The sequence below is a fragment of the Rhodanobacter sp. C03 genome, from assembly GCF_002001175.1.
Taxonomy (GTDB): domain Bacteria; phylum Pseudomonadota; class Gammaproteobacteria; order Xanthomonadales; family Rhodanobacteraceae; genus Rhodanobacter.
The window spans coordinates 495,235-515,909 of the sequence record NZ_MUNT01000006.1 but is presented as its reverse complement, the minus strand read 5'-3'; the positions used below and the strand labels follow the sequence as shown (position 1 = coordinate 515,909).

At 63.1% G+C, this 20,675-nt stretch carries 17 protein-coding genes and 1 tRNA gene; 8 read left to right on the top strand and 10 right to left on the bottom strand.

The genetic code is table 11. From position 1 onward, the window contains the following. The first annotated feature begins 24 nt into the window (after positions 1 to 24). Genes B0E48_RS10530 through B0E48_RS10520 form a run of 3 tightly spaced genes read left to right on the top strand, consistent with a single transcriptional unit; the run spans position 25 to position 3,774 of the window. Positions 25 to 1,539: a radical SAM protein gene (locus B0E48_RS10530; RefSeq protein ID WP_077518058.1), complete on the top strand. Its 1,515-nt coding sequence runs from the start codon at positions 25 to 27 to the stop codon at positions 1,537 to 1,539. A 13-nt stretch (positions 1,540 to 1,552) separates the two neighbouring features. Next, positions 1,553 to 2,680 carry a glycosyltransferase family 4 protein gene (locus B0E48_RS10525; RefSeq protein ID WP_077518057.1) on the top strand — a complete coding sequence of 376 codons (1,128 nt, stop codon included), beginning with the start codon at positions 1,553 to 1,555 and terminating at the stop codon, positions 2,678 to 2,680. After that, the gene (locus B0E48_RS10520) at positions 2,677 to 3,774 is read left to right on the top strand and encodes a glycosyltransferase family 4 protein (RefSeq protein WP_077518056.1); all 1,098 of its coding nucleotides are present in this window, start codon (positions 2,677 to 2,679) and stop codon (positions 3,772 to 3,774) included. Before B0E48_RS10525 ends, B0E48_RS10520 begins: the two co-directional genes overlap by 4 nt. Before the next feature lie 114 nt (positions 3,775 to 3,888). Here B0E48_RS10520 and B0E48_RS10515 read toward each other — a convergent pair whose 3' ends face one another. The 5 genes from B0E48_RS10515 to B0E48_RS10495 form a co-directional block, all read right to left on the bottom strand. After that, positions 3,889 to 5,106, bottom strand: a complete 1,218-nt coding sequence (locus B0E48_RS10515) for a sulfotransferase (protein ID WP_168170343.1) — start codon at positions 5,104 to 5,106, stop codon at positions 3,889 to 3,891. Positions 5,107 to 5,226: 120 nt separating this feature from the next. Further along, positions 5,227 to 6,123: a flavin reductase gene (locus tag B0E48_RS10510; RefSeq protein WP_254423930.1), complete on the bottom strand. Its 897-nt coding sequence runs from the start codon at positions 6,121 to 6,123 to the stop codon at positions 5,227 to 5,229. Positions 6,124 to 6,151: 28 nt separating this feature from the next. Next, complete coding sequence (locus B0E48_RS10505; RefSeq protein ID WP_077518402.1) at positions 6,152 to 6,781, bottom strand: methyltransferase domain-containing protein; 630 nt, start codon at positions 6,779 to 6,781, stop codon at positions 6,152 to 6,154. A gap of 43 nt (positions 6,782 to 6,824) precedes the next feature. Then, the gene (locus B0E48_RS10500; protein WP_077518053.1) at positions 6,825 to 8,039 is read right to left on the bottom strand and encodes a nucleotidyltransferase family protein; all 1,215 of its coding nucleotides are present in this window, start codon (positions 8,037 to 8,039) and stop codon (positions 6,825 to 6,827) included. Continuing rightward, positions 8,014 to 9,525, bottom strand: coding sequence for a radical SAM protein (locus B0E48_RS10495; RefSeq protein WP_077518052.1), 1,512 nt, complete (start codon positions 9,523 to 9,525; stop codon positions 8,014 to 8,016). Before B0E48_RS10495 ends, B0E48_RS10500 begins: the two co-directional genes overlap by 26 nt. A gap of 249 nt (positions 9,526 to 9,774) precedes the next feature. Between B0E48_RS10495 and B0E48_RS10490 the strand changes: the two genes are divergently transcribed. The 3 genes from B0E48_RS10490 (at position 9,775) to B0E48_RS10480 (ending at position 13,495) form a co-directional block, all read left to right on the top strand. Next, positions 9,775 to 10,821, top strand: a complete 1,047-nt coding sequence (locus tag B0E48_RS10490; RefSeq protein WP_254423929.1) for a serine kinase — start codon at positions 9,775 to 9,777, stop codon at positions 10,819 to 10,821. A 44-nt stretch (positions 10,822 to 10,865) separates the two neighbouring features. Continuing rightward, positions 10,866 to 11,492: a peroxiredoxin gene (locus tag B0E48_RS10485; RefSeq protein WP_254423928.1), complete on the top strand. Its 627-nt coding sequence runs from the start codon at positions 10,866 to 10,868 to the stop codon at positions 11,490 to 11,492. A gap of 263 nt (positions 11,493 to 11,755) precedes the next feature. Then, complete coding sequence (locus B0E48_RS10480; protein WP_254423927.1) at positions 11,756 to 13,495, top strand: ABC transporter ATP-binding protein; 1,740 nt, start codon at positions 11,756 to 11,758, stop codon at positions 13,493 to 13,495. Positions 13,496 to 13,512: 17 nt separating this feature from the next. Here the strand turns inward: B0E48_RS10480 and B0E48_RS10475 are convergent, their stop codons facing one another. Both B0E48_RS10475 and B0E48_RS17785 read right to left on the bottom strand, forming a co-directional pair. Further along, the gene (locus B0E48_RS10475) at positions 13,513 to 15,408 is read right to left on the bottom strand and encodes an alpha/beta fold hydrolase (RefSeq protein ID WP_077518049.1); all 1,896 of its coding nucleotides are present in this window, start codon (positions 15,406 to 15,408) and stop codon (positions 13,513 to 13,515) included. Further along, on the bottom strand, positions 15,405 to 15,647 hold the full coding sequence (locus B0E48_RS17785; protein WP_168170318.1) for a hypothetical protein: 243 nt from the start codon (positions 15,645 to 15,647) through the stop codon (positions 15,405 to 15,407). Before B0E48_RS17785 ends, B0E48_RS10475 begins: the two co-directional genes overlap by 4 nt. On the opposite strand from B0E48_RS17785, the gene B0E48_RS10470 reads away from it, so the two are divergent. Both B0E48_RS10470 and B0E48_RS10465 read left to right on the top strand, forming a co-directional pair. Next, the gene (locus B0E48_RS10470) at positions 15,616 to 16,617 is read left to right on the top strand and encodes a DUF4105 domain-containing protein (RefSeq protein ID WP_254423926.1); all 1,002 of its coding nucleotides are present in this window, start codon (positions 15,616 to 15,618) and stop codon (positions 16,615 to 16,617) included. The two genes, B0E48_RS17785 and B0E48_RS10470, sit on opposite strands and share 32 nt — an antisense overlap. A 190-nt stretch (positions 16,618 to 16,807) precedes the next feature. Beyond that, on the top strand, positions 16,808 to 18,727 hold the full coding sequence (locus tag B0E48_RS10465; RefSeq protein ID WP_077518399.1) for an AI-2E family transporter: 1,920 nt from the start codon (positions 16,808 to 16,810) through the stop codon (positions 18,725 to 18,727). Between the two features lie 147 nt (positions 18,728 to 18,874). Here B0E48_RS10465 and B0E48_RS10460 read toward each other — a convergent pair whose 3' ends face one another. The 3 genes from B0E48_RS10460 to B0E48_RS10450 form a co-directional block, all read right to left on the bottom strand. Continuing rightward, complete coding sequence (locus B0E48_RS10460) at positions 18,875 to 19,090, bottom strand: hypothetical protein (RefSeq protein WP_077518048.1); 216 nt, start codon at positions 19,088 to 19,090, stop codon at positions 18,875 to 18,877. Between the two features lie 117 nt (positions 19,091 to 19,207). Continuing rightward, positions 19,208 to 19,294, bottom strand: a tRNA-Leu gene (locus B0E48_RS10455). Positions 19,295 to 19,380: 86 nt separating this feature from the next. Beyond that, the gene (locus B0E48_RS10450; protein ID WP_077518047.1) at positions 19,381 to 20,613 is read right to left on the bottom strand and encodes a TraB/GumN family protein; all 1,233 of its coding nucleotides are present in this window, start codon (positions 20,611 to 20,613) and stop codon (positions 19,381 to 19,383) included. Between the last annotated feature and the right edge of the window lie 62 nt (positions 20,614 to 20,675).

Here is a 20,675-nt window from a genome sequence, read left to right as displayed (position 1 = left end):
CCCTTCTTGCCGTAGCCCTTCGCCATGAACCCTTCCCCCAAGACCTTGCTGATCAATCCGACCATCACCTCGCGCTCGAGTGCGCGATTTCCGTTGTCGTTGCTGCATCTGTCGGCAGCGCTGGATCGAACCGGCAACAGCCAGATCATCGATGGCAACATCGACCGCGATGTTGTCGGCGAGGCGCTGCATGCGCTGGAGGGTGGTCGATTCGATGCCGTCGGCATCAGCGTGATGGGCGGCCCACAGGTCGCACCGTCGATCGATGTCTCCAAAGCAATCCGCGAGCGTTTCCCGGCGGTGCCGATCATCTGGGGTGGCTACTTTCCCACGCTCTATCCGGATACCGCGCTGGCCGCGCCGTACGTCGATTACGCCGTGCGCGGGCAGGCTGAGGAAACCTTGCCTGACCTGATCGCCGCGCTGGCCGGTAACGCGGACTCAAGGCTGCCGCTGATCGGCGGGATGTCATGGAAGAGCCACGGCACGATCGTGCACAACCCGAACCGTCGCTTCACGCTGGGCGATACCGGGTTGGTGCTGCCCTACGACAAGCTCGGCGATCCACGGCGCTATCTGGCGCGTACCTTTCTTGGCCGCCGCACCGCCGCGCACCAGGCTGCGATCGGTTGTCGTTACCGCTGCACTTTCTGTGGCGTGGCTGCGATGTTCGGCGGCACCACCGCCTTGCCGGCTATCGCCAGGCTCGAGCGCGACCTGAGTTATCTCAAGTACGAACTGGGCGCCGATTCGATCCAGTTCTTCGATCACAACTTCTTCGATCGCGAAGAGGACATGATCCCCTTGCTTGAAGTGATGGCAAAACTCGAAATGCCGTGGTGGTGCTACGCGCGCTCGGACGCGTTGCTTAACCTGTCGGAGAGTTCGTGGAAGCTGGTGCGCAAGAGCCGGTTGCGGATGGCGTACATCGGCGCGGAATCGCCCAGCGGACAGATGCTCAAGGAGATCCGCAAGGGCACGCGTCCGGATCAGACACTGGAGGTCGCCGAATTGTGTCGCCGGAACGGGGTGATTCCCGAGCTGTCTTTCATGGTTGCGCCGCCGGAAAACACCGAAGAAGAAACCGAGCACACCTTCGAATTCATCCGCGAACTGAAGAAGATCAATCCCCAGTCCGAGATCATCGTCTACATCTACACGCCATTGCCGGAGAGCAGCAAACACGAAAAGGACCGCGGCAAGCGGCCTTCGATGCCACTGCTCGATCTCAACGGCGAGCCGGTGGTTTTTCCGAAGACGCCGGAAGAGTGGATGCAGCGTCGCTGGGTCGACTATGCCTGCCATGCCGATGCACCCTGGCTCACCGACAAGCTGCGCAGCCGCATCCACGACTTCGTGACGGTGCTGCGTTGCCGGTTTCCCACGGTGCAGGATCTGCGCTCGCCACCGTGGGCCAAGCGCAGCCTGAGCGCCATGGCCGGCTGGCGCTATCGTCACGGCAAGTACGATCGCCCGTGGGAACTGAACCTGGCCAATCGGCTGGTACGCCTGCGCATGCCGCAGGTATCGGGCCTCTAGGCGAGCACCGGCCTTGCACGTCGCGCAAATCAATTTCCTGCCGGCACCGACAGGCCTTGCGCATGACGAGGTTCTTGCGCAATGGCATTCGCTGGTGGATATCGCTGAACTGGTTGCCGATGCTGGTACGCGTGTTTCGGTGATCCAGGCGGCGGCGCGTGACGATCGGCTCACGCGAAACGGCATCGACTACCACTTTGTCGATATCACTGGAGCAGTCGGGGCGACGGGGCGCAGCCGCCGTTTCGCCCGTCTGCTCACCGACATCAAGGCCGACGTCCTGCATGCGAACGGCCTGGGTTTCGCCGAGGATGCATTCGCCGTGGCGCAGTGCCTGCCGCAACTGCCGATCATTTTCCAGGATCACGCCGACGGTTTGCCTCGCTGGTGGCGACGGCCGCAATGGCAGCGGTGGTATGCGGCTGCCACGGGCGTTGCCTTCACGGCACACGAGCTGGCACTGCCATTCACCCGCACCGGCTTGTTCGGGCCACAAATGCGCTTGTTCGCGATTCCCGAATCCAGCAGCCGTTTCACCGTGGGCAACCGCATCGATGCCCGCGCGGAGACAGGGCTTCATGGAGACCCGTGCGTGCTGTGGGTGGGACATCTGAGCGCCGGCAAGGACCCGCTGACCGTCCTAGAAGGAGTCGCCCGGGCGACATCGAAGCTGCCCGGTCTGCGACTCTGGTGTGCGTTCGGCAGTGCGCCGCTGATGGATCAAGTGCAGCATTGCATCGCGCGCGATGTACGGCTCGCCGGTCGCGTCCATCTGCTGGGCAGGGTGGCGCATGCAGATGTCGAGCGCCTGATGCAGTCGGCGGATCTGTTTGTCTCCGGCAGTCTCGCCGAGAGCTGCGGCTATGTCGTGCTGGAAGCGCTGGCCTGTGGTGTGACGCCGGTGATCACCGATATTCCCTCATTCCGCGCACTGACCTGTGATGGCAGTGTCGGCCATCTGTGGCCTTGCAGCGATGCAGCTCGCCTCGCGGATGCGCTGGTCGCTGCCGCGTCGAATCGCCCATCGCCGGAACGCGTCCGCGCGCACTTCGATGCCATGCTTTCGTTCAAGGCGGTTGGCCGTCAGTGGTCAGGCGCATATGCGCAAGTGTGCGATGACCAGCGACGGAGGGCAGGGTGAAGCTCGCGCTGGTGGTTCCGGGTGGTGTGGATCGCACCGGCGAATTCCGTGTTATCCCAGTGTTGCTGGCACTGATCGAGCGGCTTGCGCGTACGCACTCCGTGCATGTCTTCGCGCTGCACCAGGAGGTGGTAGCGGGCCGCTGGGAACTCGCCGGAGCCACCGTGCACAACATCGGCGACAACTGGACCCGGCTACGCGCGATTGCTGCGATTCGCACTGAACATCGCCGCGCGCCATTCGATTTGGTTCATGCGATCTTCTCCGGTTCCTGCAGCCTGGTCGCCGTCGCTGCGGCAAAGATGCTGAAGCTGCCGAGCCTGGTGCATATCGCCGGCGGCGAACTGGTTGCCCTGCACGAAATCGATTATGGCGGACGACGGAAATGGAAAGGGCGGTTGCGCGAGGCATGCGTGCTGCGCGGCGCCGACGCCATAACAGCAGCCAGTGCGCCGATCATCGATTCGCTGCAGGCGCTCGGACTCAAGGCGCAGCGCGTGCCACTCGGCGTCGACCTGCAGGCATGGGCGCCGCTCGCGCCGCGTGAACGCCACGCGAAGCGGGCGCGGCTGATCCATGTCGCCAGCCTCAACCGCGTCAAGGATCAGCCGACGCTACTGCGGGCACTGGCAGCTTTGGCCGGGAAGAGACTGGAATTCGAGATGGACATCGTCGGCGAGGACACACTGCAGGGCGAGATGCAGCGGCTGGCTTGCCAGCTTGGACTGGAACACCACGTGCGGTTTCATGGATTCAAGACCCAGCGCGAACTGCGCCCGATGATGGAGTCCGCCGATCTGCTGGTGATGTCTTCGTTGCATGAGGCTGGCCCGCTGGTCCTGCTGGAAGCCGCGGTGGCAGGCGTGCCTGCGGTCGGTACAGCGGTCGGGCATTTCGTGGAGTGGTCACCTTCGGCGGCGCTGGCCGTGCCCGTCAAGGACTGGGATGCATTGGCGAATGCCATCCATCAGGTGCTTGCCAATGAGGAACTACGGCTCCGAATGGCCGAGGAAGCGCAGCATCGCGCGATCCTGGAGGACGCCGATTACACCGTTCAAGCCCTTCAGACTTTGTATCGAATGACATTTATCTAAGTGCAGAGCTCTGTTTTTCGTCATGGCTCACGGGTCCCGTCGAGCCTGCTGCGCCGGCCGCACTTTTACTTTCTGCAGAGGCTGGCCATCGCGGTAGCGACAAAGTAGAAGACTCTAGAGCCCACGTTGCCTCGGGTGCGCGGAAAGGAACCGGACCCAGCGTGCCCTGAAGCGATCGGCCATCCAGCCAGCGCGTATCCGGATCTGCAACAATTGTCGGCGCAACGCAGGCAGCGGCGCCAACGGATAGCCGAGCTTTCCGGCATCGTCGGCCAACATCGCACTCAATCGCTCGCGATCGCGTCGAGTGAGCGCATTGAACGCATCATCCGCAGGCCGGCGGTTCAATTTCCCTGCCACCACATGGGTATCAAAAGAGCTGTTGCTCGACGTGGGAATGCCGTTCGCGGTTGGCTGCATCATGATGGGCAGCGGCTGGATTCCGAGAAAAGAGGCCATCCGATGGACACTGTCTGCCGTGTCTTCAAGCAGATCCTCATAGCGGACAAGCAAGTACGAACCCGACGCAGGTCGAACGTGACGACTGGCCGCCTCCCGGTACGACAAACGCATTTGACGCAGGATCCGACTCTCTTCGCTCGATGCAAGGCCGGAATTCCGTACGGCCTGACGGCTTGATGCGTAGACCGCGAAAGGATGGCGGATGACGTGGAGCAGTCTTGCCTCGGGAAATTCGGCCATCAGGCGCGCCAGGAAGCGTTCGTTCGTGGGTGTTTTCTCGACCCATCGCTCCAAGGGGGACGCAGTGCGGAACCCTGACGTGCAATGCGCATAGGCAAGCGCGGTCGCGACCAGCGGCCAAGACGTCGTGCGCGGTCCGAGCCGCGTTTCGACCAGCGGCCACCAAGCCAGCAGGGCACGTGCGAATTCAACGTACGGCGAACCTTCTGACGACGAGCGGCCAAGCAGCCAGTAGGGGTGCTGGTTGATCGGGTTGGCAAGCCTGCGCAACCATTCGCAGCCGAAGAATCGCATCCGGCCATCCGGCTCCAGTCGCTTCAGGTGCCACGCGAAATTCGTGAGCATGGTGCCTTCGGCAGGAAGCACGGAGAGGGCGGGGTGGTGGTCGAGCAGATCGCGTACCAGCGTTGTGCCGCTACGATGAGCGCCGAAGACGAACACGGGCTGACGCGCGATGGCGAACGCGTGCTCGATCTCGCTCGCCGTGAGGATCGCAGGGCCGGTCGACTCGGCAAACGACCACACAGCATGAGACCAAGCTGTGGCGGCCTGGCGCACGCCGTCCAGATTCGTGACGCGTGGCCTTTGCAGCTGCTGATCGAGTTGTGCCTCAAGATCGACAATATTCAAGGGATCGCTTCTCAGGATCGGTGGCCTGGTTGATACGGATATGTTCCACGCTATTCACTCACCGCTCTTGTTGCCTGTCAGCAGCGCTCACGGGCGCCGGGATCCGCGGAGCGCAGTCGGTTAGACCTCTGCAAGCGGTATGCCGTGCCGGCGACGGTACGCTTGATGAAAGCCTGCCGTGTGGTGCAGCTGGGTACCTTCCGCCAGTTTTTCGTCGGAGACGATGCGGCCGAGGAACAACGTGTGCGAACCGACATCCTGACTATGCACGATGCTCAACTCCTGAATGCGCAGCGCCGCAGCAACGGCGGGAATGCCGAATTCCCGCGACGGTCGAGCAGGAAACGGCAACGCATTCCAGTCTTGGAGCGGGTGCTTGTGATGCTCGGCGAGCTTGTAAACGACGGCCTTCATCGGCGCAGGGATGCCGGACAGAGCAACCCGGCGCACTTCGCGCATGACGGACACGGAAGCGCTGGTGCTGCGTAGCGCGAGAGAAAAAAGTCCGCTCCGCTCCAGCGGGCCGATCAAGTCCATCGGGAAGATATTCTGGTGGCCTGGTGCGTCGACAGAGACAAGCACGACCGGTCGCGGACAAAGATAGGCGATCATGAGCTGCTGTACCGCGGCAGGCTCCGGTGCGAAGTGGTGCGGCGCGCGATTTTTCCGCATGAGGCGGTTCTGAAGCCACGCGTTCCACGAGCGCAACGGCCAGCCGAGACAGCGGTGCCCGCCAGCTGCGACGTGGTAGAGCGTGATGGCTGTCGTTTCGGAAGCGACCGACGCCATCTGCGCCAGATGCAAAACGCCAAGCAGCGTTCCGGTAGTGTTATTGCGGTACTCGAGTACCGGACGTGGGCCGGCATCAAGACTGGTCGCGATCACGAGCGGCACGAGCGAAGCCACGGTGTGGTCCGCGGTGACATCGGCCGAATGGCCGTCCCAACGCAAGGTGGCGGTGACCACCTGCTGTGGAGGGGCAACGGCAACCGTGGACCATTGCGGCAGTGGACGCACGAATGGCCTTATCCAGTCCTTCCACATCTCATACCCGCCGGAATAGCAGGAACATGTAGAGATCGGTAGCCAACCCGAAGCCACGCGGAATGAGGCGTTCCAGACGGAAATACGGTGTAGCTGACCGCGCCACGACGCGTGGCGTGAAACGATGGATGCGGCTTTCACTTGGGATAGCGTAGTGACCACGTCGTAGAAGATTCATGATATTCGCACGCCACCAGCTGTAACGCGCATCACCGAGGTAGTAAGGGTTCAGCATGCTGGCCAGCACAAAACCACCCTGGTGGACCACGCGCGACAACTCTTCAAAAAGCGTCGTGTGATCCGCGAAATGGTTGAGGACTGCAAAATTCGCCGTGACTGCCTGCACCTTGCAGGCGAGCGGCGAGGCTATCTCGACGATGGTTTTTTGGGCGATTTCGTTGTGGCAATACTGCGCCAGGTGCGCGCGCATCGCTTCCGAAGGGTCATACACGAAAGTCAGGTGCCCGTTAGCGGCATAAGCCTTCGCATCAATGCCGGTACCTGCACCAAAATCGAGTACTTCTGCTCCCTCGGGCAGCAGATCCAGCGCGATCTTCTGAAAGCTGTCGCGTACTATCCGGTCCCGTTGCGAGGCCAGCATGAAGTGGTGGTACTGCTCTCCGGTATGCACGTCGTCGACTACCTTGCTGACAAACTCATTGGCTGATGTCCTGTCACCGAAGCCCCGGCGACTCCAGTGCTGCACGTACGACGAACAAGGTATCCATGCGCGGCACCGGTCGGGTGAGCAAGGTCAGGATGCGCCGACCCTGGTTCTGTCTGACCCAGCTTTGCCCCTGCAGCCAGAACTGCGTCCGCACCATATCGGCACGCTCCTTGATGTTTTCCTTAGGAGGCCTGACACGATTCCTGACGTAGCGCCCGACTTCGCGGACAGAACGGGACCATTCGATTCCGGCCAGCGCGTGTAGCCACAAATCCGAACACGAAACCTGCGTCAGGGTCTGGCGGCGCGAGATTGTTCGCAGCAGAGCAGGGCAGTCGCGCTCCAGGCGTGCGAGCACGGCTACGGGGACCGTGTTCCTGTAATAACGCGCAACCAGGCGCAGCGGCGGCAGTGCCCACCATGGAGCGTCGGTCGCATGCTCATCCCACAGGACATTCCAGTCGTCAGTGGTCATACGCCCGGCCAGCAAGGCGATGTCGTTCAGGTGCAGCAGGCGCAGGCTGCGGCCACAGATGTTCCCGGCCGCATGCAGCAGCAGGTGGTTCATCAAGGCGCCGTTCGACGGATACGGATTCAAGCCGGGCGTGGGCTCCTGCGGATAGATTCGTCCGGTGATGTCGACGGCGGATATCGGCAGCCGCTCCTGGATGCGCGTATGCAACTCGATATTGACCGGCGTGTCGCGGTGTTCGCCCAATCCTGCTGCGGGCTGGCCTGTCGCCGGTTTGAATACCCGATGCTTCCACTGCACGAATGACTCCACATAGCCGAGGTCCTGCAGCAACTGGATCACCGGCGCGGCGTCGTTTTCGCGGACCAGCAGGTCGATGTCGGCCATCGGACGCTCGCCCGGCACGTAGACGCCGATGGCATGCAATGCGGAACCCTTCAGGGCGACGATGGCCAGTCCGGCGGCACGGGCGCTGGCGTCGATGCGTTCCAGCAATGACGCGATGCGTCGATGGCGAAGCTCGACGTGTTCGCGCTGACTCTCTAGAAACCCTCTCCATTCCGGATTTTGCCACCGTGAAGATTTGCACAGCAGCGGCGACACGCCGTGTGCGGCGGCGGCGGCCGCAGCCAGCCGCCATTCGAGATCGCTCCACTCTGGCGTTGCGATGCCTGGCTGCTCCAGTTCCACGGCAAGCGCCTCGGTGGTGCGGCGCAAGCCCTCTCTAACGGTTTTGAGCGGTGGCAGCATGACGCGGCGCCTGGGGACTGTCTTGCGTCGTGGTGAGTGGCGCCGTGGCGTCTTCGGTACGGTGCGCCTGCTCGCAGGCGATCAACGCATCCCATCGCGCATCGAGCGCCGCACCATCCTGGCGGTAACGCTCCGGCTCCATGTTCGCCTTCGCTTGCTGCTGGGTGACTTGCTCATGCAGCAGGTCGCGCACACGACGATAGAAGTCCGAGTCGTAGGCGCCGCGGAACATCATGGCCAGGTCATCGCTGTCCTGCCAGTTCGTCTTTACGCCAAGCTGGGCCTTGACCCGCTCATAGAATTTCGTGCCAGGCAGCGGATAGGAAACACTGACGCCGATGTCGTCCGGTGCGGCCTGCGTGACCAGTTCACGGGTGGCCAGCAGATCGGCCAGTTGCTCGCCCAGATAGCCAAGCTGAATGAAGAAACCCACGCGGATGCCGTGCTCACCCAAACGCATGCGGGCGGCAATCAGGTCGGCGACCTTGGTGCCTTTGGTCATCGCGTCCAATACGCGCTGGCTGCCGCTCTCTGCACCAATCCAGGCCTCTGCGCACCCGGCCCGCTCGAGCGCGCTGGCCATGCGTTCGCTGATCAGGTCGGCGCGGGTCTGGATGGTGAACGGCACCGATCCGTCGGCAGCGCGCAGATGCTCGGCGAACTCGGTGACCCAGTCGACGTGGAAGCCGAAGATGTCGTCGGCCAGCCAGATGTGATCGGGCCGAAAGGTCTGTTTCAGATAGGACATCTCTGCGGCGATGTCCTGCGGGCCGCGTTGCTTGTAGTGGTTGCCCCAGATCGGCTTGGCGCACCAGTTGCAACGGAAAGGGCAGCCACGCGACGCCGCCATGTTGAGGCTGAAATAGCCGTGCCGTTCCTTCCACATCCTGCGATAGCGTTCGATATCGACCAAGTCCCATGCAGGCTGGCCGATCAGTCGCGGATCCGGCGGCTGTGCGCCCATGCGCATCAGCTGCGTCTGTCCATTCACCAGCGTTGCCACACCAGGGATGCCGGATGTCCAGTTCGAGGTGGCGATATCCGGATCGAGGTCCAGCCGCTCGATCAATTCGACCAACGCCGCGATGCCTTCGCCGATCAGCACGGCATCGGCGCCCGCTGCGAGAAAAGCGTCCGGGTGGTCCGAGGCGTCGGAGCCCGCAACAATCACCCGGGCGCCGTGGGCACACGCCTCGACGATCATCTGGCAAGCCGCTTCGCGCATGCGGCTAAGGCACATCTTGGTCAGGTAGTTGAAGTTGTCCTCGTAGATGACGACCACGTCCGGTCGCGCGACCTGCAGGGATGCCTGATAGTCCTCGACACCGTCGGCCAGCATCGCGTCGAACAGGCTGGTGGCGTGGCCCATCTCCCTCAGCAGCGCGGCGACCTGGATCGTGGCGAGCGGGGGATAGGGCTTGCCGCGCTCCCACTGCTTCCGGTCGTAACTCAGGAAGTAGGAGTGGCCAACCTGGATATTCAGCATCGCTAAGGGTCTCGTAAGCCGTGGGGCAAGCTGCGCCAACGCATCAGCGCCGGGCCGGCGTGCCGGCTCCAACGATCAACGTTGACTGGACGTGAGTGCCGCGGCGGCCAGCTTCGGTTGCCTGGTGCGAAAAATATTCGGATGCCAGGCGCGACAAACTGCCATTGACGCAACCTTTTCCAGCCAAAGAAGCACCTACGGGTCCACTCCCTTCGCATTCGCGCAGTACGGCGCCCGGCAATCAGACGGTTGAAACTTTTGATCGACGACGATGGCCCTGGTTTCCGCACCGGCGTTACAGACGCCGGTGCGGACCCTTTTTGCGAGCGCTCGATCGGTCGCCGCATCTCTGTGTGCCGGCAGATCCTGGGCGGATGCTTCCGCTTCGAAAGCACCAGTGAGGCGCTGCTGGATCTGGTCGAGGCCGCTTATGGCGGCCTGCCGTCACACCATCTGCCGACAGGCGCACCGGAATTCCGCATCGAGCTGCGCCTGTTGCCGCGGCAGGTTTCGCCGAACACTGACGAGCCACCACCGGTGCGAGTGCAATCCGGCGCCGGCCTGCTCTGCGGCGTGATGGACGCGGAGAACTATGTGGTGCTGGCACCCGAACAACACCACGCTCTCGTAGTGTCGTCGGAGGACATGCTCGGTCACCCCTATCACCTGCGCTATGAGCTCATCGAATTTGCCGTCTTCACCCTGGCGACGCGCGGACTGGGCCTGGTTCCTCTGCATGGCGCCTGCGTCGGCTGGCAGGGGCGTGGCATCCTGTTGCTGGGGGCGAGCGGCTCGGGAAAATCGAGCTTGGCCTTGCACAGCCTTCTGCAGGGGCTGGACTTTCTCGCCGAAGACGCGGTCTTCGTGCAGCCGGAAAACATGCTCGCCACCGGCGTCGCCAATTACCTGCACTTGCAAGCCGATGCGTTGCGTTTCATCGATGACGATGCAACCCGGCGCTGGATCAATCAGGCACCGATCATCCGCCGTCGCAGCGGGGTCGAGAAGTTCGAAGCCGATTTGCGACTAGGCCATGGCCGGCTCGCGACAGCTCCGCTGGAGCTGGTCGGCGCGGTGTTCGTTTCCGGTCAATTGGCCGGCGACCCTGATGCCTTGTTGAGCCCGGTTCCCGGCGATGAAATCGCCGCACGGCTGCGCGCCGATCAGGCATATGCTTCCGGACAGCCTGGCTGGCATTGCTTCGAACAACGGATGATGCAGCTGGGCGTTCATCAACTGCGCCGCGGGCATCATCCGCGGAATTCCATCGATACACTGCGCCGGCTTCTCGACTGATGTCGCCGATCGCATCCGATGGCACACTGAGAGGAGGTCACTTCATGAGGGTCGTGAAAATGAAAAAGCGTCTTGCAGGAACGATGGCAGTGGGTGCGCTGATGGCGCTGGCTTCGGCAATGCCGGCTTTTGCCGCACTCGGACCGGGTGTCACGGCACCCACATTCACGGCCCAGGCCAGCCAGGCAGGCAAGGCCTTTACCTTCTCCCTCGCCGACGCGCTCAAGAAGGGACCGGTGGTGGTGTACTTCTACCCGTCGGCCTACACGGGAGGCTGTGATCTCGAGGCGCACACCTTTGCGGCCAACCGGGAAAAGTTCGACGCGGCCGGAGCGACCATCATCGGCGTATCGGCCGACAGCATCGGACGCCTCAACGCCTTCTCGGCGGACCCGAAATACTGCGCCGGCAAGTTTCCGGTCGCCTCCGATGCCGATCTCAAAGTCGCGCTTTCCTATGACCTGAAGACCGTCGCAGCACAGTCTGGAATGAACGATGTGCGTGGCGAGGCGATCGATCATGCCTTCATCTCGCGCACGACCTTCGTCATCGGCAGCAACGGCAAGATTGTCACCACGCTCTCTTCGGAAACGGATCACCTTCGACCGGACGAGCATGTGAAGCGGTCGCTGGCCATCGTGCAAGACCTGCAGGCAGGCAAGACGCCGTAGCAGGTTCGATCCCGGAAGGGCGACGGTCGCTGGTCAAACGCCGAATGGAAGCTCCACGTCACCGCTCGACGGTTGCCGGCGGCGCGCAACCTTTTGTTCTGGCGGACGCACTTACCGACATGGGAAATCGGGCCCGGGAGTAACGCCGTTCTGAATCGCCATGAAGTGTCATCGAAGCTGCGGCCCATGCTGCCGGCCAGCAGCGTGAGTTCGTAAAGATGCCAGGCGAGCCGTCGCCAGCACCCGATCGAGCCCACGACCTGTTGCGTTCGCTTGTACGCACGCTTACGGGCGTCGAGCTGGCGGAAACGGCGGCATATGTCGTGCTGTCATTGGGTGCTGCGTTTGTCGGCAGTCTTGCGGCGGTGCTGCTGGTGCCGCTGGTCCAGCCGGGGCACACGCTGCCGTTCGGCAGCGTGCTGTTCGACGCAGGCCGCAGCGTCGAAATGCAGGCAGCCATCTTCGCCGCCGCGATGGCTGCCTTCGCCTTGTTGCGTTGGCAGGCGGCGCGCCTGGGAGCGCGCCTGGTGGGTCGTTACGGCCTGAGCCTGCGCCGCCGGGTTCATGCGCGCCTGATCGATGCTCGCTTGACGTCACTGGCGGATTCGACGTCCGCGGAGATCGCCAACGTCCTCACCCATAACGTCGAACTCATCGTGCAGGGCTTCAGCGCCCTGCAGCAATTGCTGATCGCCGGCGTCACCGCTGCGGTCAGTCTCGGATTTGCGTTCTGGGTATCGCCGCCACTGATGCTGGCGGCACCTCTGCTCGCGGGTCTCGGGCTGTTGACCTCGCGTGCCTATGGTCGTGAGCAATCGCTGGTCAGCCGTCAGTACGTCGTGGACATGACACGACTGTTCTGGCACAGCGAGGATTTTCCCCGGCGCCTGCGTCACGTCCGCTCGTTCGAAAAGGAAGATGTGGAGAAAGCCAGTTACGGCGCCATTTCCGCGCGACTGTGCCACGGTTATCGACGCCAGCTGGAGCTGGTGGCCTCCGGCCGGCTGATGCTCGAACTGCTGGCGGCGGTAGGGATCGCGGCGGTCTTCGTACTCGCCCATCGCTGGCACGGCATCGATCAGCCGTCGCTCATCGCGGTGTGCTTGTTGCTAGGACGCCTGCTGCCTTATCTGGTGTCGACCCGGCAGAGTTTTCAGCAGCTGCGTTCGGCCGCTCCGGCCTTCGAACTGTGGCAGCGATACATGCACCTCGATCCCGACCGCTCGTCGGTTGCGTTGTCGCGCAAGACGACCTCCAACGATGCGCTGCATATCGAGCGGATGCGGTTGATACCGCAAGCGACCGGTCTCGATGTCGACGACCTGGTTCTGGTGCCCGGCGAGCTGACCCTGATTTCGGGCGACTCCGGCATCGGCAAGAGCAGCCTGGTCGACGTTCTGGCCGGCATGATGACGCCCGAGGCTTTTGTAGCCCGCGCCGGTGAACGGATCATCGGTTTTGACGAGTACCGCGAGCTCGTCCGGCATGGTGCCTACGTCAGCCAGAGTGTCCGGCCCTGGCAGCATTCCGTACGCGAGTGTCTGTTGTGGACGGCGCCCGAAGCCACCGATGAGATGCTGCGCGGCGTGTTGACGGACGTGGGGCTCGACAAGCGATTGGCGAGTTCGCAGCACGGACTCGACACGGCACTGCACAGCTCGTCGAGCCGGCTTTCTGGAGGCGAGTTGCAACGGCTGCTGCTGGCCCAGGTCATCCTGCGGCAGCCGTTCCTCGCCTTGCTGGATGAGGCCACAAGTGCGCTCGATGCCGCCTCCGAGATCGTGGTTCTCTCAGCGCTGAAACGCCGCCTGCCGCAGACGATCCTGATCGTCGTATCGCATCGACCCGGCGTGGCGGTGATCGCGGACCAATGCCTGAACATCGGCAACAACCTCGTTACGACGGTTGCCGGAAAATGCGGACCTGCGACATCGTTCAAGGAGAGTGCCGTGGTCGATCTATCGACAGGCAAGTGTGTCGTCAACAGCAGCGCTCCTACATGAATCGCTCTCCACACGAGCTATTTATGGGTTTCCTGCAGTGCCGCGACGTGCAGCCGGAGGATCCTGCGCAATTCCAGAATCGCGGCCGGCGTTTCCTGCACGCTGTGCCATGAGGGGACGGCGAGTTCGGAGTCGGCGCCATCCAGGTGCGAGCTCTTGTAGGGCACCACGCCGTCGTCGCTGTCCTGCAGTGTTCCCTTCGATTTGTAGACGCCGACAATGGTGTGATAGCGCACGTGTGGCGATACCGGCAGGTTAGCGGCGGCGACGATGAACGGATCTGTATCGCTGAGGTTGTCGATGCTGTTGGGTATGCGCAGCGGCGAACCCTTGTTGCTATCGTCCTTCAGCAGGTCGGACAGGCTGGCCATTTCCTTCAACACGCTGACGGGCAGGCGGACCAGATTGCCGATCCAGCGAGCCAGCCGGTGCTGGGCGTAGGGCGTACCGCGATGTGGCGTGGCCAGGAAGACAGCGCGGGTCACCTGTGGCATCGGCGTGAACTGCAGATAGGGCGCGAGCCGTTCATGCAGCCTGGCGCGTTTCGCCGGCGACAGGTTCGCACGCGCCGGCACCAGGCTCCACAGCTTGTCACCGCTGGATGACACCAGCAGGCGCGCGATGAGGCCGCCCATGCTGTGCCCGATCAGCACCATGTTCTGCGATGCGCGTGCGCGGCCGGACGGATCGAAGTGCCGCAGCGTGGCATCCAGTGCCTTGCGGATATTGGCGAGGTTGACCGCAACCGGTGCATTGGTGGGGTAGTAGATCTCCCAGACCTGATAGTTACGGCGCAGCTCCTCGTCACCCATGACCTCGTTCGACACATTGATCCACGCCTCCGGGCTGCTGCCCAGTCCATGCAGCATCACTACGGTCAGGCGGTCGGGATCGTACGGCTGCATCATCAGCACGCGTGCTGTGGTGATGCCGCCCTCGCGGCCGAGCAGGGAACGGATCGACTGGCTCGCGAAGCCCGAGCGTGCCAGCCAGATGCCATAAGCGGCGGTGAAGTTGGCGCCCAGCGGCACGGTGCGGCCACCGACCGTGATGGTGTCGTCGCGATAGGGATCCCGGACCAGCAGCCGCACCTGCCTCGTGGCCAGCACCTCGTCCAGCGTGGTGCCGTCGAAGACCAGCGCACCGGTCATCGATGCGTAGTCGGGTTCGCGCCATGGCACATCGTCGTCCGGTGCTTCCGGTGGTGTCACGGCAACGAAATCCGAACCGAAACCGTCGCGCTGGTAGACGTTGCGCAGGCCCTTGAAGCGCAGATCGGCCGCAGGAATCAACTCGTTCGGCACACGCGCATTGTCAGCCAGCCGCAGGTCGCTCTGCGGGCGCATCACCGTCCAGCCGGCCAACGTGGTCTGCGTCCACTGCGTGCCCAGCTGCGGCAGTTCCTGGAAGAAGCGGCTCACCGCGCGCTGCACGGCAAAGTTGTAGAACCCGATCACCTGCACCTGGCGCAGCGCGAAGGCGCGATCGGCCGGCGCGCGCGCGGTGTAGAACAGGTAGGCGTAGGCATAGCGCGCGGACTGCAGGAACGCATCGAGGGTCTGATCCTCCATCGCGGTGCCGGCCTTGGCATGATCGGTCCTGATCGCCTTGCCCAGCCACAGCTCGCTGAGCGCGGACAACCGCTGCTCGTCATTCAGTCCCGGCGAGTGCACGACGGTATCCGTGCAGGTGGTGAATTCGCGCTGGCAGCTGTCGACGGTCAGCGCCACCACGTTGAGCGCCTGCACCGTGCGGTCGCTCAGGCGGTTGGCACCGATCACATCGGCACGCCGCTCGTTGACGTAGTCGTGCGTCTTGACGCGGCTCACCCCGACCATCGCGCAGGCGTTAAGGCAGAGCAGCATGGCGAGGGCGACGCATCGCGTGATCCTGGCGCGCGTTCCACGTTTCATGCTGCGTCCTGTCCATTCAGCCGGGTGGTTGCCGGATTGTAGCCATGGTGGATCATCGCGACGACTCCCATGGCGACTGAAGCCGGCTGCCAGCCACGGAGCATACTTTGGCTGTGCGTTGTCTTCGCGCGGCCAAAGCGGCACGCTTGGATCATTGGCCGACCTGGCGGGAACGAGATGGCAAAGAAGCTCTGGATGATCGGCAGGATGGCATTGATCGCCGTGATGGCGCTGGTCACGTTCTGCTCCGGCGCGTGGGGTGCGCTTGCGCTCTGGTACCAGCTGCCGGGCAACCTGATCGCGCGCTCGATCGGCAGCGCGATCTGGGTGGCCGGCGTCATCGTGCTGCTCACTCTCGCGATCAACCGGCGCAGCTGGCTTCCGCTTGGCCTCTACGCGGTGGCCTATGCAGCACTGCTGCTCTGGTGGGCCAGCATCGCGCCGTCCAATCAGCGGATCTGGGCAGACGACGTATCCCGTCTGCTCACCGGCACAGTGGCAGGCAACCAGGTCACCTTGAACAATGTGCGCGACTTCAGCTGGCGCAGCGATGATGACTATGACGCGCGCTGGGAAACCCGGCACTACGATCTGGATCATCTGGCATCAGCCGATGCCGTGCTGTCGTACTGGGGCAGCGCGGCGATCGCGCACGCGATGATCTCCTTCGGCTTCGACGACGGCAGCCACGTGGTCTTTTCGGTGGAGATCCGCAAGAAGCGCGGTCAGCAGTACTCGGCGATCGGCGGTTTCTTCAAGCAATTCGAAACCATCCTGATCGCCGCCGACGAGCGCGACATCATCCGCGTGCGCACCAACGTGCGCGGCGAGGACGATTACCTGTATCCCCTGCGCATGGACAAGGCTGCCATGCGCGCGTTGTTCCTCTCCTACGTGCATGCGGCGGACAAACTGGCCGTCACGCCGGCGTTCTACAACACGATCACTTCGAACTGCACCACCATTGTCTACCGCATGGCCCGGCAGATCGAACCGGGCCTGCCGCGGGACATCCGTTTGCTGCTGACCGGCTATCTGCCGGAATATCTCTACAAGGTAGGTGCACTGGATCGAAGTGTGCCGATCGACGAATGGCGGCGACGTGGCCGCATTACCGATCGGGCAAGGAACAGCAGGCCCGATGACAATTTTTCCGAGCTGATACGGGGCGGTGTCGATGAACCGGGCAGGGCGTTCTCCCGCAGATGATTCATGCTGTTCTGTGCAACGGGGCACAGAGGTAACTGGATCGCGCGGCAACTGTTGCTCAGCACATGCGGCTAGGATATGAACAAGACCAGGGTGCATCGATGTCGCGCACTGGGTGCGGTTGCATGAAACGCATGTCGGCCGCTTGAAGATTTCGGCAGCACAAACCACACAGGCGAGGAGTCGTTTCATGTCGTCCGGGTCTGATCCGTTGCCGGTCACCTCGGCAGGCCATCATGCGATCACCATCATGGCCAGTGCCACGGTGCTGGCTTTGCTGTATTTCGGCAGGGAAGTACTGGTTCCGATCACCCTCGCGTTGATCCTGAGCCTGCTGATCGCTCCATCGATACGCGGGCTGCGCCGGATCGGACTCGGTCATACGACATCCGTGCTTATCGCCGTGCTGGCGCTGGCGCTGTTCCTGATGGGACTGGCGGGCGTGATCGGCTCGCAGGTAGTTCACCTGGCCAGGAGCCTTCCGCAATACGAGGTAACGATCCACGCCAAGGCACAGACGCTGCGCGCCATGACCATCGGCCGCATGGAAGCGATGCAGGGCGAGGCCGGCCGGGTGATGAGCCAGTTCGAGGATCGTGATACCGGCGTGCCGGCGGCACCGGCCAATCCTCAACGAGGCGTGGCTGCTTCGACAAGTGTGACTCCCGTGGAAGCGCATCCAGTAATCACGGACCCGATAACGGTGATCACGCGCATCCTTGCCTCGATCTGGGTTCCATTGCAGACCACCGGCATCGTGCTGGTCGTCCTCGTTTTCGTTCTGCTCGAACATGAGTCCTTGCGGGATCGTTTCATCCGTCTGGCCGGTGGCACGGATCTGCGCGCGACGACAACGGCGATCAACGACGCCGGCGAGCGCCTGTCGCGATTCTTCGTCTCGCAGTTTTCGGTCAACTTCGGTGTCGGGGCGGTGGTCTGGGCCGGGCTGGCGCTCATCGGTGTTCCCGATGCACCGCTGTGGGCCACCCTCACGGCGGTGCTGCGATTTGTGCCTTACGTAGGTGTCTGGCTGGCCGCGCTGCTCGCCATGCTGCTCGCGGCGGCGGTCGATCCTGGCTGGTCGCTCATGCTGATGACGCTCGGCCTGTATGCCGTCGTCGAGACCATCACGGCACAACTGGTGGAGCCGCAGTTGTATGGCCACACCACCGGGCTATCGCCGCTGGCGGTGGTGGTGGCGGCGATCTTCTGGAGCTGGCTGTGGGGGCCGGTCGGGTTGATTGTGTCGACGCCATTGACCTTGTGCCTGGTGGTCGCCGGACGCCACGTCAAGGCACTGAACCTGCTCGACGTCCTACTGGGCGACACGCCGGCACTGACCATGCCGCAACGGCTCTACCAGCGTGCTCTCTCCGGCGATGCCGACGAGATCATCGCGGGTGCGCGCGTTTTCCTGAAGCGTAAATCCTTTGCCGCTTACTGCGACGCGGTTCTGTTGCCGGCGTTGCAGCTCGCGCGCATCGATCTGGCGCAGGGTGCCATCAGCCCGGAGCAGCAAGTCAAGGCGCGTGGCGCGATCGTGCGAGTCCTCGAAGCATTCGGCGGCGAAACACACCAGCGATCCCGCTGGCACCGACATACCTCCGTACTCGACGACACCAATCTTGGCCGCCTCCTGCGTCAACAGCGCGAGGCCGTCAGCGGTCGCTGGCAAGGCCCGCTGGCGGTAGCTCCGGGATCCGTGGTGCTTTGCGTGGGGCTGGGATCCAGCAGCGACGATCTGGCCACCGAAATCCTGGCCCGCGTCCTGCGTGACCTGAGTATCGACGGGCGCCATCTTTCGATCGAGGACATCGAGGCCTTCGAGGCCGAGCCACCACCGGATGCGACGCCAGGCGGGGTTTCCATGCTCTACATCGTCAGTGCCACGCCGAGCATGGAGCGCGAACACGGAGACTCGGTGGCCATCCAGATGCGCCGCCGGTTCCCCGAGGCGTGCATCGTTGCGGTGCTTCTGCCGGAACTGCTGGCAATGCAAGAGCCTGTAGTGGTTACTTCCGAGGTCAATCTTGTAGCGAACTCATTCGAAGAGGCTGCGCAACAAGCGATTGCCCGGTTTCCTGGTGACACGCGGAGTTCGCACCGATAAGGCACGAAGTCACGCCGAATTACCGAAACTGTCCTGATGTGCGGCAACTCGCTTGCTACGCATGCCCCAGCGCCTTATCGGTTGCGCCAGAAAACAAAGGGCCAGCCGCTGGCAGGCGCCTGGCCCTGAGACAATCGATACGTAGTATCAGGCTTGCGCGTCGGGAGCCTGCGCATCGGCTTCGGTCGATTCCGTCTCGCCTTCCTTCTTGCCGACGAGCGACTCGAGCGCACCCGCGCCCTTGAAACCGGCAACGGCGGCAATGCCCTTGGTCAGCAGGCCAGCGTTCGGATCGAGCTTTTCTGCGCCTTCGACTGCAGCCACGGCACCCACAACTTCACCCAAGGTATCCAGAATTCCCATGACGACCTCCACGTTGGTTGGAAGGTGGAGAGCATGCTGAAACGATCGTTATCTTATGGTAAATCGGGATATGGGCTTGCTTGCCTGTCGATTCGAGGCAGGGTGTACCGAAGGTGTTGGTGCCCGGGGCGGGGGTCGAACCCGCATAGCCTTGCGGCCGAGGGATTTTAAGTCCCTTGCGTATACCAGTTTCGCCACCCGGGCCAGGTGTTGAAGTGCGTTGCAAGCGGGTCTGCAAGCGGTGCGAATCGTAACATGCGCGCCAATCTCAGCTCGGCGTGCTGCGCGTGCTACATCAGGCTCTTGAAGATGTGGATGCCGGCGCTGTACTCGCCGATGATCGTGCCTACGCTGACCAGGAAGAAGTTCAGTAGTGTGCGTGCGACGCGGTTTTTCCACCAGCCGCTCCAGTGCACGATGTCGTCGCGCAAGGTATCGAAGTCGCCCACGCGCGGGCGACGCACCCAGGCTTCGGCCATCGCACTGATACCGCCGGCGGGGATGCCAGGGCGGAACGGCTTGATCGGAGCGGCGATGAATGCCGCGAGGATACTGAGCGGATGACCGCCGGCGGCCACCGCGCCAAGTGCGGCGAAGCCACCGGTGAACAGCACCCATGAAATGAGTGCCTGGGTGCCTAGCGCGGCATTGCGATGGAACGCCCAGGCGATCGCGCCGAACACCAGCAGCACGAGGCCCACTGCCAGCCATTTCGGCCAGCGTGCCTTGGGCGGCGTGGCACCCAATTCGGCTACCTTGGCGGCCGGATCATCCTGCTGTGTGCGTAGCAGTTCGCACAAGCCTTTGAGGTGGCCGGCACCGATTACCACCAGCACGCGTCGCGATTCGCTGGTCGCCGAGCGTGTCGCGTCCTCGCGCAGGCGCGCGGCCATGAACGCGTCACGCTCGCTGATCAGGCTTTGATACAACGGCTGCGATTCGCTGGCGAATTCGCTGAACGCGCTTTCCAGCAAGTCGCCTTGTTTCAGTTTCTCAATCTCGCCCTGTTCGATGTGCTCGCGCTCGAACACGCTGGCGAGCAGGCCACCAAGCAGGCCGAAGCGCTGCCAGAAGCCGACGCTATGCCAGGCGCGCTTGAGTGTGGTGCCGACCTCGCGGTCGATCAGCCAGACCGGCAGGCCACGCTGTTCAGCGCCATCCATCGCCGCCTTCATCTCGGCGCCGGGCTGGATGCCGGACTGATCGGCTAGGCGCTTCTGGAACGTCGACAGCACCAGGCTGGCGGCGACCATGCCGGCCTTGCCCTGGCGGATCACTTTGAACAGATCCATCTGCTTGAAAGCTTCGGGATCGCGCATGCTCTGCGCGCGGCTGTCGCACAACTCGATTGCCACTGCATCGAAATGCTCGTGTGCCAGCAGTGCCTCGACGGCGTCCACGCTGCTGCGCGAGACATGCGCGGTGCCCAGCACCACATATTCCACGTCGTCACGCTGCACGCGCTCGATCGGCTGGCCCTGCAAGGCAGGCAACAGGTCAAGGTCGGTTTCGGGAACACTCATGCGATCAGCAGGCCAGGCTCAAGGGGAAATCCAAGCATGGGGACGCCGGCCATGCGGAACAA